We start from the raw sequence: 14,779 nt of genomic DNA on the forward strand, positions 1-14,779 counted from the left end.
GCGATCGACGGGAACCATCGGGGCCCGGCGGCCGACTACTCGGGTGTCCACCGTCCAGATCCACTGTCCAGAACCGGAGACAGGCCACATGCCTCCTCCGGGGAGAAAGGAGGATCGTCCATGGTCAAGAAGACGCTCGACATCGTGGCCCGCAGGAAGAAGACCCGCAGCCGCCTGCTGAACAACCACGGCTGACAGGGCTGAGCCAGTCATGGACGGTCGCCGCCGGGCTCTCCCGGCGGCGACCGGTCAGAGACGGCGACCGGTCGGCCGGGAACCGTGACCGGCCGGAGGTGGCGGCCGGTCGGAGGCAGGAGAAGCAGCAGGTGAGCGAGAGGGAGCGTGCGTGACGCAGACCGAGTTCCGGCGGGCGCGAACGTTGATGATCTACTGGCACGACGGCGAGCTGACGGCCGAGAACTACCTGGAGAGCCGCTCGACCGACGAGGAGGCCGAAAACGCGGTCGCCGTGAACGCCCAGGCGGTCGAACTGCTCGAACACTTCACCGACTGGACGACCGTCGAGAAGGTCGCCTCCGACCTGGGCGAGTTCGACCAGGACTCGGTGCGCGAGGCGGTCCTGGCCCTGGCCGAGGCCGGGCTGCTGGTCGAGAGGGGAGCCGAGGAGCGCGAGGAACGCTTCCTCGACGCCTGGCGTGACTGGGGGGAGGAGGCCCGCTTCTTCCACTTCGGCACCCGGAACACGATCTACACCGGCGACAGCCTGGAACAACGCCGCGCCGACGCCGGTTGGGTACGGCGCACCGGCGGTCCCCCACCGGCCATCTTCAAGTCCTATCCGGACGCGCCACGGGTCTACCTGCCCAGGGCGTTCCTGCCGCTGGCGGAGCCGTACGGGCAGGTGCTGACCCGGCGGCGGACACACCGCGTGTTCACCGGGGAGCCGGTGAGCCTGGCGCAGCTGTCCACGGCGCTGTTCTACACCTTCGCGCCGATGCAGCTCTACGACGCCGGTGACCTGGGCACGCTGATCCTGCGGACCAGTCCGTGCGGGGGTGCCAGGCACGAGCTTGAGGGCTACGTCGCGGTTCTCGACGTCCAGGACGTGCCGCCGGGGCTGTACCACTACAACGCCGAGGCGCACGCGCTCGAACTCGTCGACCCCGACTTCGACCGGGCACGGCTGCACCGGGTGACCTACGAGTCGGAGATGTGCACGCCGTCGGCGTTCGTCTGCTTCGTCACCGTGGTCTTCGAACGGACGATGTACAAGTACCGGCACTCGCGGGCGCTGCGGGTGACGCTGCTGTCCGCCGGGCACCTGGGTCAGACCTTCGTGCTGACCTCGACCGCCGTCGGACTCGGCGCCTGGCAGAGCGCCGCCTTCCGGGACGAGGAGCTCGACGAGGCACTCGGCGTCGACGGCTTCTCCGAGGGGGTGCTGTACATGTTCGGCGCCGGGAACCCCGTCCTCGGCGAGACCGGGATGCCCGAGGGCATCGCCCGCGCCGGGCTCACCGACCCCAACCGGCTCGTCAAGCGCCACCCGGCCGCCGGGTGAGCGCTCCGGCCACGGCGTACGTGCGGCTGTGGCGGCAGCGGTGGGTGCCGTCACTGCTGCTGGTCGGCGTGTGCGCCCGGGTGCCGTTGCAGGCCTACGTCTTCGCGGTGCTGCTGCTGGCGGCCGAGCGGACCGGCTCCTACCCGGCGGCGGGCGTGGTGACGGCGGCCGGCGGCGTCGCCTACGCCGCCGGGGTCCCGGTGCACGGCAGGCTCGTGGACCGCTTCGGGCAGACCAGGCCGCTGACCGCCGCGGCCTGCGTCAACGCGGTCGCCTTCACCGGCCTGCTGGTGACGGCGCACCTGGGCCCGGCCACCGGGGCCCTGGCCGGGTGGGCGGCGGCGGTCGGCCTCTCGCTGCCGCCGGTGGCCGCCGCGGCGCGGGCGCTGTGGTCGCACGTGATCGACGACGACGCGGTACGGCGCACCGCGCTCGCGGTTGACGCCATGGTGCTCGACGTCGCGCTGGTCGCCGGGCCGCTGCTGGTCACCGTGGTCAGCGCGGCCTTCGGGCCCGCCTGGGCCGTCGGCGGCTGCGCGGCCGTACTGCTCGGCGGCACGGTGTGGTTCAGCACGCTGCCGCCCTCACGTTCCTGGGCCCCGGCCCGCAGGGGGGCGAGCCTGGCCGGGCCGCTGCGCTCGCCGGGCGTCGTCGTGCTGCTCACGGTCTCGGTGCTCACCGGGGCCCTGCTGGGGGTGCTCAGGCTCGGGTTCGTCGAGTTCGCCGGTGAACGCTCCGACGGTCCGGCCTCCGGCGGCCTGGCGCTGGCCGCGTTCGGCGTGGGCAGCCTCATCGGCGGCCTGCTGTACGGCTCGCGGTCGTGGCGCGCCGACGCCGCCGTGCGGATGCGGGTGATCCTCGCCGGGTACGGCTGCGGCGTCGGACTGCTCGCCCTCGCGCCGAACGTCCCCACGCTGGTCGCGCTCTGCGTGCCCGCCGGGCTCCTGCTGGCCCCCATGGTCATCTGCAACTTCGAGCTCATCGGCCGGTGCGCCCCGGATGGGACGCTGACCGAGGCCTTCGCCTGGGGGATCACGGCCACCTTCACCGGGTCGGCGCTGGGCAACCTCGTCGCGGGCGCGCTCGCGGGCACCCCGTCGGCCGTGGTGTTCGCCGCCGCCGCGGGCTTCGCCGTACTGGCCGCCGTCGTCGCGACCGCCGGGGCCGCGGCCCTCCAACCGTCCGGGAAAGGCTCATGATGCGTGTGCTGACACGCTGGTCCCTGGTCGCCGTTCTCCTGGCCACCGGCTGCGCGGCGGCCCCCGGGGGTGGGGTGGCCGTGTCCTCGGCCCCGACAACCGTCACCGGCTGCGGTGGCCCCGCGACGGACGTCGGGGCCCCGCCGGAACGGGTGGTCGTGCTCACCCCGAGCGTGCTGGAACTGATGCTCTGGCTCGGTCTCGGCGACCGGGTCACGGCCATCGGGCAGCAGCCCCGCCCCGGCAGCCTGCCGGAACGCTTCTCCGCGCAGGTCGCCGCCCTGCGGTCGCTGTCCGGCAAGTACACCGCGGGCGGCGGTTACCGCCCGGTGCCGAGGGAGGAGGTGCTCGCCGCGGAACCCGACCTGGTCCTCGGCGGGTTCGCCAGCAACTTCGACGCCCCCGGGGCCATGTCCCGCGCGGAGCTGGCGGCCGACGGCATCCCGTCCTACCTGGCCCTGTCCACCGCGTGCAAGACGGCGGTGACCGCCCCGCTGACCGGCTTCGACCTGGTGTGGCGGGACCTTGCGAACCTCGGCCGGATCTTCCGGGTGCCCGAACGGGCCGAACGGGTCATCGCGGAGATGCGGCGGAAGATCGCCCCGGTCGAGGCGGAGGTGAGGGACGCGGAACGGCTGAGCGTGTTCCCGTTCGAGTACGACGAGGGGACCGCGACGCCGTACGCGCCGGGCAACAGACAGGCGGTCAACGCGGTCATCGAGACCGCCGGGGGCCACAACGTCTTCGGTGACCGGGACGAGGCCTACACCAAGGTCGGCTGGGAGGAGGTGGTGGCCCGGGACCCACGGGTCATCCTGGTCATCGTCTACGACCGGGGAAGCCCCGCCGCGAACGAGGCCCGCTTCGCCGAGGCCGAACGCTTCCTGACCACCAGCCCGGCGCTGCGCGGCGTGCGGGCGGTGACCGAGAGGCGTTTCGCCCGGTTGGTCTACGAGACGGCCTCGGTCGGCGGGGTGCGCAACGCCGACGCCGTGGTCGAACTCGCCGGGCAACTGCGCCGGGCCCGATGAGCGGCCCCCCGCGACCCGCCGTCCTGCCCCGCCCTCCGCGGCGCCGTGTCGTCCTGGGGGCCTGTGCCGTGCTGGGCGGGCTGCTCGTCGTGGGGCTGGCCGCCTCCGTCATGCTCGGCAGCGTCGCCGTACCCGCCGACACGGTGGCCCGCGTCCTCATGCGGCACCTGACCGGCCAGGGCGAGCCCACGTGGAGCGTCAGCCAGGACACCGTGGTGTGGAACCTGCGCCTGCCGAGGGCGTTGCTGGCCGCGCTGGTCGGCGCGGGCCTGGCCGTGTCCGGCGCCGCGACCCAGGCGTTGGTGCGCAACCCGCTGGCCGACCCGTACGTGCTCGGCCTCACCTACGGCGCGGCCGTCGGGGCGGTCGCGGTCACCGTCACCGGGGTCGCGCCGCTCGGCGGGGCCTCGGCCGGGGTGGCCGCCTTCCTCGGGGCGCTGGGCGCCTTCGCCGTCGTCTACGCCCTGGCCCGTACCGGCGGTGCCCTCGCTCCGCTACGGCTCGTCCTGTCCGGGATGGCCGTCACCTACGCGCTGTCCGGGGTGACCAGCTTCCTCGTGTTGCGGGCCGACGACCCGGGCACCACCCATTCGGTGCTGTTCTGGCTGTTCGGCAGCCTGGCCGAGGCGAACTGGGCCTCGCTCGGGCTGCCCGCCGTCGTCCTGGCCGCGACGATGGCCGCCCTGCTCGCCCAGGCCAGGCCGCTCAACGCGCTGCTGCTCGGCGACGAGACCGCCGCCGGTCTCGGCGTCCCCGCCGCCCGGCTGCGCCGGCACCTGTTCCTGCTCGTCGCCCTGCTCACCGGGGTGATGGTCGCGCTGGCCGGGGGTGTCGGCTTCATCGGCCTGATCGTCCCGCACGCCGCCCGGCTGCTCGTCGGCAGCGACCACCGCAGGCTGCTGCCCGTCGCGGCCCTCGCCGGAGCGGCCTTCCTGGTGCTGGTGGACATCGCCGCCCGTACGGCCCTGCACCCGCAGGAGCTGCCGGTCGGGGTCGTCACCAGCGTCATCGGCGCCCCGCTGTTCCTCTGGCTCGTGCACACCCGGGCCCGCGAGACCACAGGACTGTGAGACCACGATGACGAGCCTGCACCTGCGAGACGTGCGCGTCACCATCGGCACGACCCCGGTCGTCACCGGCGTCAGCCTCACCGCGCCCTCCGGCGGGCGCGTCGGGATCGTCGGGCCGAACGGCAGCGGCAAGAGCACCCTGCTGCGGGCCGTCTACCGGCACCTTCCCCTGGCCGGGGGGAGCATCACCGTCGGGGACGAGGACCTGTGGGCGCTCACCCCGCGCCGGGCCGCCCAGCTGGTCGCCGCGCTGCCCCAGGAGACCCGTTCGGACTTCGACGTCACGGTCTGGGAGATGGCCGCGATGGGCCGAACCCCCCACAAACGGCCCTTCGCCGCCGACACCGACCGGGACGTCGCCGCCGTCGCCGACGCCCTCACCCACACCGGGGTCGCCCACCTCGCGGGCCGCCGCTACGCCACGCTGTCGGGGGGTGAGCGGCAACGGGTGCTCCTGGCCCGTGCCCTGGCCCAGCAGACGCCCGTCCTGGTGCTCGACGAGCCGACCAACCACCTCGACGTGCGCCACCAGTTCGACCTGCTCGACCTGGTCACCTCCGCCAAGACCACCGTCGTGGCGGCCCTGCACGACCTCAACCTGGCCGCCGCCTACTGCGACCACGTCTACGTCCTGGCAGAGGGACGCGTGGTCGCGGACGGCCCGCCGTACGAGGTGCTCACCCCGCGGCTCATCAGGGAGGTCTTCGGCGTGGACGCGCACGTCACCTCGGTCCCCGGATCCGGCGCGCCGCACCTCATCCTGCGTCCCCCGGAGGGGGGCCCGACGACCAGGTGAGCTTGACGGTGAGCTGACCCTCGGTCGAGGTCTTGGCGATCAGCGCCCCGGCCTCGGCGTTGAGCTTGACGCCGAACTCGATCTCGATCTGGTCCGGCCTGAGCCTGCCCGACCTGAAGGACTCAAGGGCGTCCGCCGCGGCGACCTCGACCTCGGCCAGCACCTCCCCGAAGCGGCGGGCCACGTCCGTCAGCCCCTTCCTTGAGACCCGCCGTACTCCCTCCTCGTCGGCCGTCTCCACCACGATGTGGCCACCGGTGGTCTCGAACCTGATCAACTCGGACACAGAATCTCCCCTAGTACGGCCATGCGGTCGCGTTCTTCAGGTAATGGGCCGGAGGTGGTCCCTTGTCCGGGTGGCCGGACAGCCAGGTGTCGTGGATCCGCTTCCACCGGCCGTCGGCGCGCAGTTCGTCCAGGACGTGGTTGGTGAACCTCAGCAGCTGGACGTCCCTCTTGCGGAAGGCGAAGCCGTGGGGTTCGTCGGAGAACCAGCTGCAGACGGGGTTGACGTTCCAGACGCACCTGCCGCCTCCGGGCGGCGGGGTCGTGCCTGGCAGCATCCGGGTGTCACCGCTCATCTCCCTGAGGCCGATCAGGATGTTCTCGTCGGAGGAGACGGCCTCGGCCTGTCCCTGCTCAAGCATCAGCAGGCAGTCGCTGGTCACTGCGGCGACGACCGGGACCAGCCCGACCTCCAGCTGCCTGACGTGGTCGATCGAGACGGTCGAGGCCCCGGAGCACACCCGTTTCCCGCGCAGGTCCTCCACCCGTTGGTAGGGGGACCCCCTGCGGACCAGCATGGTCTGGCCGGTGTCGAGATAGTCGCTCGAATAGGCGATCTCCGTGGCCCGCCTGCAGGTCGTGGTCATCGACTGGGCGAAGAGGTCGATGGTCCCGTCGTTGAGCCGCCTGACCCCCTCGGAGAAGGGCACCGTGACGAAGTCGACCCGCTGCCTGGCCTGTGACCCGAACAGGGCCTTGGCGACCTCCATCACCAGCTCGATCTCGAAGCCCTCGAACTCCCCCGTCCTCGGGTTGCGGAACGACATCCTGGGGGTCGACTGGGACACACCCACCTTCAGCCGGTCCAGGCGGGGCCGTACCGGGGACGGAGGCAGGCTGTAGCGGGGGTCGCAGTCCGGTTCGTCCCTCTTTTTCGCGGGTTCCTGCGGCACGGAGAACATCGCGCCCGCAGGCGTCGGCTCGGTGATCGGCGGCGGCCGGTACGGCGTGGCGCAGCCGGAGGCCGCGAGCACCAGGGCGGCCAGGGTCACGGCGGCTCTTCTCACAGGTACTCCCTGATCCTGGGCCAGAAGCCGAGGCCGGCGGACAGGACGGCGCAGCAGCACAGCGCGACGGTCAGGAGTCCGAGCCGTGACGGCGCCGAGGGCACCTGTACGGCCAGCGCCTGGATCTGCCTGGCCCCGTCTTCGAGCTTCGTGGTGTTGTCCCGGTCGACCACCTCGAAGGCCGCCGCGAACCGTCCGCCGGGCAGCGCGGCGGCGACCGCCCCGTCGTTGTTCCCCGCGATCAGCTCCTGGTGGATCGAGATGGTGTAGGTCTGGCACCAGGTGGTCTCCCGTTCCGCGCAGCGCGCGTTCCGCCGGAAGTTGCGCAGCGACTGTTCCCAGTTGAACGGGCTGGTGCCGCCGAGCAGCAGGTAGGTGTCGGCGTAGGCGGTCAGCGCCGCGCGTTCTGCGTCCACGAGTCTTCGCTGGTCGATCAGGCGCGTCTCGATGGCGCCGAGCCGCCGGTCGGTCTCCGGCCAGTTGCGCAGCGACCAGCCGGTGGCGCCGAGCACGACGGCCACCAGGACCGTGGCGCCGAGGAGCCCGAGGTTGAGCACCCGCCGCGTACGGCGCGCCAGCGACCACTGCGTCAGGACGAGCCCGGCGATCGTCGCCAGGAGCAGCAGAAGGTGGGCGGCCGAGGTGCGCAGCGCGGTGCTCTTGGCGTCGCGCAGGTTGTCGGTCTCGTCGCGCTGGAGTCGCGCGGCGGCGGGCAGCAGCACCGTGCGCAGGTAGGAGCTGGCCTCGTGCAGGTAGGCGGCCCCGAGCAGGGCGGGCCCCACGGCCTTCCTCGCCTCGTCCGGGTCGGCCGTCTCGTCCTTCGCCGGGGCGATCAGCGTGCCCGCCTTGTCCACCAGGCCGGTGTAGACGGGAAGCTGCAGGGCGATCTCGGCGACGTTGGTCGCCCGGGAGACGTCTCCCCCGGTCAGGCCGCCCGCGTCGGCCAGGCGCCGCCTGATCCGGTCGATCGCGTCGTCGTAGCGCTTTCGCAGGGTCGCCTGGGTCGTGGTCCCGGCCAGGAAGTGCCCGGTGGCCGAGGTGTCGGCCTTGGCGAGCGACTGGTAGATCACCTGGGCGTCGTCGCTCAGCCTGGCGGCCATGTCGGCCTGTTCCCCGCCCGCCCTCTGCAGGGCGTTGTCGGTGAGGGTTCCGGTGACGCCGACACCGATCAGCGTCGTCGCGGTGAGAATCATGTACAGCAGAAGTCTGGTCCGGGTGTGCCTGACTCTGATGTGACCGACCTCCGTATATACAGCTGGTCACCTTCGGCTTCGGCAAGAATGCCACAAAACTCGGCTTTCCTACCAGCGTTCGGCGCTTCCAGAAACCCTGGTAACCACCCCAATAGTCAAATCTTCCCCGTAATGCCGGCCGTTACGTAGTCTTTTACGGTGAGAGTTGAGCCGGGAGAGGAAACCTGGTGGGTACGAATCCGACAGGCCGGTGGCGAGGTCCTGGGAGCGGGGGTGCTGCTCGATCAGAAAACGGTTCTGACGTGCGCGCACGTCATTCCCGACCGCGCCGAGGAGGTCGTGGCGGAATTCGTCGGTCAGCCCGGTGCGCGTCCCGGCACGGCGAAGGTGGTCTCCTGGGTCCCGGCGGACGACGACCAGCGCGGTGACCTCGCCCTGCTCGGCCTGGCCTCACCCGCGCCCCTGGAAAGACGGCCGGTGTTACGGCGGCCCGGTCTGTGGGGCCGCGAGGTCTACACACGTGGTTTTCCCTCCCTCCTCGACGACGGCCTGTGGGTGCGGGCGCGGCTCGGCGGCCGGGCCGGTCCCGGTGGCGAGTGGATCCAGATGGACGCCGAGCCGTACCGGGAGATCCGCCGTGGGTTCAGCGGCGCGCCGGTGGTCGACGGGCGGACCGGTGACGTGCTGGGTGTCGTGGTCAGCGAGTTTCCCGGGCTCGCCGGGCTGGCGTGGATGATCCCGGTCGAGACGATCGTCCACCACCTTCCCGCCCTGGCCGGGATGGTCGCCGACAGTCCCTCCTTCACCGACCAGATCAGGGAGTTCTTCGGGCCCGGCCGTTCCGGCGGCGCGATGGTCGTGGTCACCGGGGACGCGCCGGTCTCCACCTCGCTGGCCGAGCCCGCGCAGCACGAGGAGGATGTCTCCGGCATGACCGTCGCCGAGGTGTCCCGGCAGGTGCACCGCGCCCTCGAACGGCACTCGGAGCGGCAGATGTTCGTGTTCGACGCCGTGGACGCGGCGGACGACCCGGAGACCCTCGCGCAGGAGGTGATCAGGCCGCTCACCGAGGCGGGCCATCAGGTGATCACCGGGCTGCGGCAGGAGTCCGCCCGGCTGCGCAGGATTCTGGACCAGCCCTCGGTGGCCCGGCGGCTTGAGGTCCTGGACGTACGGGTCACCGAGGCACGGGCGGCGGCGCGGGCGACGCGGGCACGGCACCGCGGGGTCGCCCGGCTGGTCACCCCCGTCCCCGACTGGCCGGACGACGGCCCCGCCCTGCAACTGCGGGTCAGGAGCCTGCGCAGAAATCCCACACTTCCCGATCTTGAGGAATGCGAGAGTGAGACAAGGGAACTTCTCCGCAAATCCACTGAGACTCATAGGGAACTCGATAGAATCAACGACGAGTACAAAAGCCTCAAAAGCCTTCTGAGGGCCTACCATTTGGGGTCGGGCGTCGAGCGCTCGGAACGTGACCGAATTCTGGCCGAACGATACACGCGGGCCCACCACCTGCTTTTCACCCTGCCATGTGACCTCGCCGCGGCGAGCGAGGCGGTCGACCATTACATCCGCGCGCTGAAGGAGAACCGATGACTCCGTGCGCCTTCTGTTCCGGCCGGATCGACGAGGACGGTTTCTGCGTCGAATGCGGGCTCCCCGCCGGTACGGTCTCCCGGCCCGCCGACCCGGTCTCCCTGCCCGCCGTCTCCGGGAGCCGGACGCTCAGGGCCGCCGACGGGCTGGTCTCCGTGCCCGTCCCCTCGGGGAAGGACCCCTCGACCCGGGTGATCTCCGACCCCGGCCGGGTCCGGTTCAGCCGGAGGTGCCGCAAGGGGCACTTCATCAACTTCACCTACGCCGGGCAGCCCGCCGTGCTGAAGGGGTTCTGCCCGACCTGCCAGACGCCGTTCGACTTCGAACCGCGCCTGGCGCCGGGCGAGCTCGTCGCCGACCAGTACGAGGTCGTCGGCCCCATCGCGCACGGCGGCCTCGGCTGGGTCTACCTGGCCCGTGACCGCCACCTCAACGACAACTACGTCGCGCTGAAGGGCCTGATCCAGCCCGACGACCCGACCGCGGTGAGCCTTGAGGTCTCGGAACGACGCTTCCTGATCTCGCTGGACCACCCCAACATCGTCCGCATCTACAACTTCGTCACCCACGACGACAGCCGGGGGGAACGCGGCGGCTACATCGTCATGGAGTATCTCGACGGCCAGTCGCTCGGCGAGGTCCTCGCCAACCGGCAGGCGCGCCCCGAGCCTGAGCACGTCCTCGCCTACGGCTACGAGATCCTCCTGGCGCTGGACTACCTGCACGGCCGTGGCCTGCTGTACTGCGACATGAAGCCCGACAACGTGATCATCACCCCCGAGCGGATGAAGGTCATCGACATCGGCGGGGTCCGGCGCGACGACGACAGGTCCAGCCCGATCGTGGGCACCTACGGCTTCCAGGTGAGCGCCAAGGAGATCAGGGAACGCGGCCTGACCGTGCGCTCGGACATCTACGCCGTCGGCAGGACGCTGGACAAACTCCTCGGCGTCGGCGGCCCGTCCCGCACAGGGCTGGCCGTCGAGTCGCTCAGGAGGCTGATCCAGCGCGCCTCGCACCAGGACTGGGAGCGACGTTTCGCCTCGGCAGCGGAGATGCTCGAACAGCTCAGGGGTGTGCTGCGCGAGGTCAGATCCTTCCAGCCGGAACACGTCCCGGCGGCCTTCGAGTCGTCCACGGTCTTCGAGCCGAGCGCCGAACTCCTCGACGGCGGCCTGAGCGCCGCCTCCCCGCTCGAACGCTGGACCCGTGACCGGGGCGGCGCCCTGCTCGGTCTCCCCCCGGCCGCCGCCCTCGTCGCCCGTGGCCTGCCCGTCCCCAAGGCCGACCCCGACGACCCGGCGGCGGGCCTGCTGGCGTCCATCGGGAACACCACCGCCCGTGGCCTGCTCGACCAGCTCTCCGAGGTCCGCCGATCACCCGAGGTCGGGCTGCGCCGCTGCCGTGCCCACCTCGAACTCGACGAACTCGACGAGGCCGAGAGCAGCCTGTCCGGCGACGGCTGGCGGGTCACCTGGCACCACGGCCTGCTCGCCCTGGCCCGCGAGGAGTACGGCACGGCGCTGTCGTGCTTCGACCGTGTCTACGGCGCGTTGCCCGGCGAGACCGCACCGAAGCTGGCCCGCGCGTTCTGCCAGGAACTCCTGGGCGACCTCCGTGCCGCCGAAGAGGGCTTCGACGTCGTGTGGCGGCGCGACCGCTCGCAGACCAACGCCGCGTTCGGGCTGGTCAGGCTGCGGGTGCGGGCCGGAGACCGGTCGGCCGCGGTCGGCGTCCTCGACGGGGTGCCGAAGGTCGCCCAGCACCACGACGCCGCCCGGGTCGCCGCCGTACGCGTGCTGTCGGAGGAGTTGCCCGGCGGGAACCTCCCCGGCGCCGACGACCTGACAAGGGCGACCCGGCTGCTGGCCTCGCTGGTCCTCGACGGGGGAGAGCCGACCGGCAAGGTCAGGGACCGCCTCACCGCGGCCGTCCGGGAGGCGCGCGACCGCTCCGCGCCGGACGACGAGGCGCGCCGGGAACTGGAACGGTCATATCTGAGACTCGCCGAGCAGGCCACCACCTGGCAGGACCGGGGCAGGCTGGTCGACCTCGCGCACTCCGTACACCCCTGGAGCCTGCTGTGACCCTGAGGTTCGAGCTGAACATCGACCAGGACCCGGTCCTGACCATCGGGAGGACCGAACTCGACGCCGTCCTCAGGGTCGCCGGGCAGCGGCTCGACGGTCCCGCCGAGCGAGCCGAGCGGTGCGAGGTCCTCATCATCGACTGCTCCGGCTCCATGGGCGGGCTGAACCGCAGGTCGGAAGGCCGCCGTCTGAAGATCGCAGCCGCGGTGAGCGCGACCATGACGGCGATCGACGTCCTGCCCGACGGGGTGCTCTTCGCCGTCGTCGCGGGCGACCACGAGGCCCGCACCGTCTACCCGCCGACCCCGGCGAGCGAGCGCACCAGGGCCGACGCCAGGGCGGCCGTACGCAGGCTGACCTGCAACGGCGGCACCAACATCGGCGCCTGGCTCACCGAGGCCCGGCGGCTGCTCGCCCCCCACCCGAACGCGCTCAGACACGCGATCCTGCTGACCGACGGCCGGAACAACGAGTCTCCCGAGGAGTTCGAACGGGCGCTGGCGGCCTGCGAGGGCGAGTTCGTCTGCGACGCCCGGGGCATCGGCGAAGACTGGGTGGCCCACGACCTGCAGCGGATCGCCACCGTGCTGCGCGGCTCAGCCGACGCCGTGGTCGACGACGCCGAGCTTGAGGCCGAGTTCAGGAGGATGGTCGAGGCGGCTCTCGGCAAGGTGACCCCGAAGATGGCGCTGCGCTTCACCACCACCCCGCCCGGCAGGCTGGTCTCCCTCAGGCAGGTCTATCCCGAGCGGGCCGACCTCACCGGGCACGTCACCGCGCTCGGGGACCGCGTCTTCGAGCTGGCCAGCGGCTCCTGGGGTGAGGAGTCCCGCGACTACCAGCTCCGCTTCGAGGTCTCCCACGAGGGCGCCCCGCACTTCACCGACCTGCGCGTGGCCCGCGTCGAGGCGGTGGTCGGCGGTGAGCGCCGTGGCGCCGCCAACGTCATGGTCCACTGGAGTGAGGATCCGGACGCCTCGGCGTTCACCAGCCACACGATCTCGCTCTACCAGGCCCAGGACAACATGAGCCAGGCCGTCGACGCGGGCCTGTCCGCCTACGGCAGGAACGACCTGCCCGGGGCCGAGCGCGAGTGGGCCCGCGCGGTCCGCCTGGCCGCCCGCTGCGGCAACCAGCGCGCCCTCGACGAGCTCCAGCGTTTCGTGGAGATCCTCGACCTCGACGAGGGCCGGGTCCGTGCCCGCCCCAACCTGAGCCACCACGACGTCCAGCTGGTCAAGGTGGCCCTGTCCCACTACGAACAGGCGCCGGAGGAGGAACCCGCCGCCGTTCCCGCGGGCCCTCCCTGGGAGTGCGAATGCGGCCGTACCTCTCCCTCGGCCGCCAACTTCTGCATCCACTGCGGCCACCACCGCCGCCCCTGAGCCCTTCCAAGAGCCAGGGCCGTCAACCACGCCGCACGGGTGAAGTGCCGTTCCTCAGCCTGCGGCCCCGTTGTCCCAGGGTTGCCGATCGCCCTGGAACAGCCGGCCACGCCGTACGGGCGAAGCGCGGTTCCTCAGCCGGCGGCCCGTTGCCCCAGGACCGTCACCTGCCTCAACCCCTGTCGCCCTGGGGCCGCCTCACGGCTTCCAGGCCGGGTCCCTGCCGATGAGGCCGAGCAGCCGGTCGAACGGCGGGGCGTCGTCGGGCACCGCGACCGGCGGCCCGAAGGCGCCGCGCTTCCTGCCCATCTCCGCCATCTGCCCGGTGAAGTCCAGCGCCCGCTCGACCGCCTCGGCGTCCGGCTCGTACGGCTCGCCGACCGCCCTGGACAGGTCCCAGCCGTGCACGACCATGTCGACGAGGAACATGTGGGCCAGCGTGGTCATCGGCATGCCCATGGCGGGGCTGACCCCCTCCCACACCTCAGGGCGCGACCAGACGGCCAGGGTGCGCTCGGCCCGCTCGGGGAAGTCACCCGCGTACGGCCCCTGCTCGACGCGCGGCCCGCCCTCGCCCACCGACTCGAACATCTCGGCCACCCACTCAAGGTGGTTGATCAGGCCTCTGACGTCGAACTCCGCACACGGCGTGGGGTCTCCCAGCCTCTCCTGTCCCGCTGTACGGACCACAGTGCGGACCAGGTCGGCGGTCTGTTCGGTGGCACGCCTCATCAGCGGCATCATGTCGTTCATGGCAGCCATCCTGCCCGGCTCGTCGGGAACGCGGCTTGTAGAAACGCGACAGCGCGGCTGGGTCGACCCGTACGCGGGTCTCGACGCCTTCGCCTTCGCCCGCCACGCGCCCGCCCCCGGCTTGGCGGCCCACGTGGACCACTTCTGGGTCGTCACGTGGACCGGCCTGGCCGAGCCGTACGAGCAGCGCATCGTCTCGCACCCGACCGTGAACATGGTGATCACCGAGGACTTCCACCGGGTCGTGGGCGTGATCAGGGGCGGGTTCTCCTACACGATGCGTGGCAGCGGCCGGGTGCTCGGCACGCGCTTCGTGCCCGGTGGCTTCCGGACGTTCCTCGGCGCCCCGGTCTCCACGCTGACCGACCGTTTCACGGAGATCGGCGAGATGTTCGGCGCGGCGGGCACGACCCTGGTCGAGCGGGTCCTGGCCGAGCCCGACGCGCGGGCCGCGATCACGCTCGTCGAGGAGCTCCTGCTCGGTCTGGAGCCTGAGCGGGACCCGCTCGCCGAGGAGGCCGCGGCGCTGGTCGCGCTGGCGGAGGACGACCCCTCGATGACCAGGGTCGACGAGCTGGCCGCCAGGTCGGGGCGGTCGACGCGCTCGCTGCAACGGCTGTTCCGCGACCATGTCGGCGTCGGCCCCAAGTGGGTGATCCGCCGTTTCCGGCTGCACGAGGCCGCCGAACGGATCTATCAGGGCCTCGACCTGGCCACGTTGGCCGCCGAACTCGGCTACACCGACCAGGCCCACCTGACCCGCGACTTCACCGCCGCGGTCGGCATGCCCCCCTCGGCCTACGCCCGCCTCGGCCGACGCCCCTGACCTCTCTCGGGACGCTCGGCCCT

General features: G+C 71.9%; 13 protein-coding genes. 9 read left to right on the forward strand and 4 right to left on the reverse strand.

All coding sequences use genetic code 11. The annotated features are described in order from the left end of the window. Positions 1-346: 346 nt before the first annotated feature. The 5 genes from ABT340_RS26835 to ABT340_RS26855 are packed head-to-tail and all read left to right on the forward strand — an operon-like array spanning position 347 to position 5,618. Positions 347-1,522 carry a SagB/ThcOx family dehydrogenase gene (locus ABT340_RS26835; RefSeq protein ID WP_352013597.1) on the forward strand — a complete coding sequence of 392 codons (1,176 nt, stop codon included), beginning with the start codon at positions 347-349 and terminating at the stop codon, positions 1,520-1,522. Continuing rightward, the gene (locus tag ABT340_RS26840; RefSeq protein WP_352013598.1) at positions 1,519-2,721 is read left to right on the forward strand and encodes an MFS transporter; all 1,203 of its coding nucleotides are present in this window, start codon (positions 1,519-1,521) and stop codon (positions 2,719-2,721) included. Before ABT340_RS26835 ends, ABT340_RS26840 begins: the two co-directional genes overlap by 4 nt. After that, positions 2,718-3,752, forward strand: coding sequence for an ABC transporter substrate-binding protein (locus tag ABT340_RS26845; RefSeq protein ID WP_352013599.1), 1,035 nt, complete (start codon positions 2,718-2,720; stop codon positions 3,750-3,752). Before ABT340_RS26840 ends, ABT340_RS26845 begins: the two co-directional genes overlap by 4 nt. Continuing rightward, positions 3,749-4,822, forward strand: a complete 1,074-nt coding sequence (locus ABT340_RS26850; protein ID WP_352013600.1) for a FecCD family ABC transporter permease — start codon at positions 3,749-3,751, stop codon at positions 4,820-4,822. The genes ABT340_RS26845 and ABT340_RS26850 overlap by 4 nt, the downstream gene beginning before the upstream one ends. A gap of 7 nt (positions 4,823-4,829) precedes the next feature. Further along, a complete protein-coding gene (locus ABT340_RS26855) occupies positions 4,830-5,618 on the forward strand; it encodes an ABC transporter ATP-binding protein (RefSeq protein WP_352013601.1) in 789 nt (262 codons plus the stop codon). Here the strand turns inward: ABT340_RS26855 and ABT340_RS26860 are convergent. The 3 genes from ABT340_RS26860 to ABT340_RS26870 are packed head-to-tail and all read right to left on the reverse strand — an operon-like array spanning position 5,578 to position 8,103. Continuing rightward, positions 5,578-5,904 (reverse strand): CU044_2847 family protein, encoded by a 327-nt coding sequence (locus ABT340_RS26860; RefSeq protein WP_352013602.1) that lies wholly within the window; start codon positions 5,902-5,904, stop codon positions 5,578-5,580. The two genes, ABT340_RS26855 and ABT340_RS26860, sit on opposite strands and share 41 nt — an antisense overlap. Positions 5,905-5,914: 10 nt before the next feature. Continuing rightward, positions 5,915-6,910 carry a transporter substrate-binding domain-containing protein gene (locus tag ABT340_RS26865; protein ID WP_352013603.1) on the reverse strand — a complete coding sequence of 332 codons (996 nt, stop codon included), beginning with the start codon at positions 6,908-6,910 and terminating at the stop codon, positions 5,915-5,917. Continuing rightward, complete coding sequence (locus tag ABT340_RS26870) at positions 6,907-8,103, reverse strand: GlnX family signal transduction membrane protein (RefSeq protein WP_352013604.1); 1,197 nt, start codon at positions 8,101-8,103, stop codon at positions 6,907-6,909. The genes ABT340_RS26865 and ABT340_RS26870 overlap by 4 nt, the downstream gene beginning before the upstream one ends. Positions 8,104-8,301: 198 nt before the next feature. Between ABT340_RS26870 and ABT340_RS26875 the strand changes: the two genes are divergently transcribed. The 3 genes from ABT340_RS26875 to ABT340_RS26885 are packed head-to-tail and all read left to right on the forward strand — an operon-like array spanning position 8,302 to position 13,177. After that, positions 8,302-9,702, forward strand: a complete 1,401-nt coding sequence (locus ABT340_RS26875; RefSeq protein ID WP_352013605.1) for a S1 family peptidase — start codon at positions 8,302-8,304, stop codon at positions 9,700-9,702. Then, a complete protein-coding gene (locus ABT340_RS26880) occupies positions 9,699-11,789 on the forward strand; it encodes a serine/threonine-protein kinase (RefSeq protein WP_352013606.1) in 2,091 nt (696 codons plus the stop codon). Before ABT340_RS26875 ends, ABT340_RS26880 begins: the two co-directional genes overlap by 4 nt. After that, a complete protein-coding gene (locus tag ABT340_RS26885) occupies positions 11,786-13,177 on the forward strand; it encodes a vWA domain-containing protein (protein WP_352013607.1) in 1,392 nt (463 codons plus the stop codon). The genes ABT340_RS26880 and ABT340_RS26885 overlap by 4 nt, the downstream gene beginning before the upstream one ends. Positions 13,178-13,375: 198 nt before the next feature. Here the strand turns inward: ABT340_RS26885 and ABT340_RS26890 are convergent, their stop codons facing one another. Continuing rightward, complete coding sequence (locus ABT340_RS26890) at positions 13,376-13,930, reverse strand: TIGR03086 family metal-binding protein (protein WP_352013608.1); 555 nt, start codon at positions 13,928-13,930, stop codon at positions 13,376-13,378. Here ABT340_RS26890 and ABT340_RS26895 point away from each other — a divergent pair. Continuing rightward, entirely contained in the window at positions 13,929-14,756 is an 828-nt protein-coding gene (locus tag ABT340_RS26895) for a DUF6597 domain-containing transcriptional factor (RefSeq protein WP_352013609.1), read from the forward strand. The two genes, ABT340_RS26890 and ABT340_RS26895, sit on opposite strands and share 2 nt — an antisense overlap. Positions 14,757-14,779: the final 23 nt, after the last annotated feature.

It is taken from the genome of Streptosporangium sp. NPDC000239, from assembly GCF_040300765.1.
GTDB lineage: Bacteria > Actinomycetota > Actinomycetes > Streptosporangiales > Streptosporangiaceae > Streptosporangium.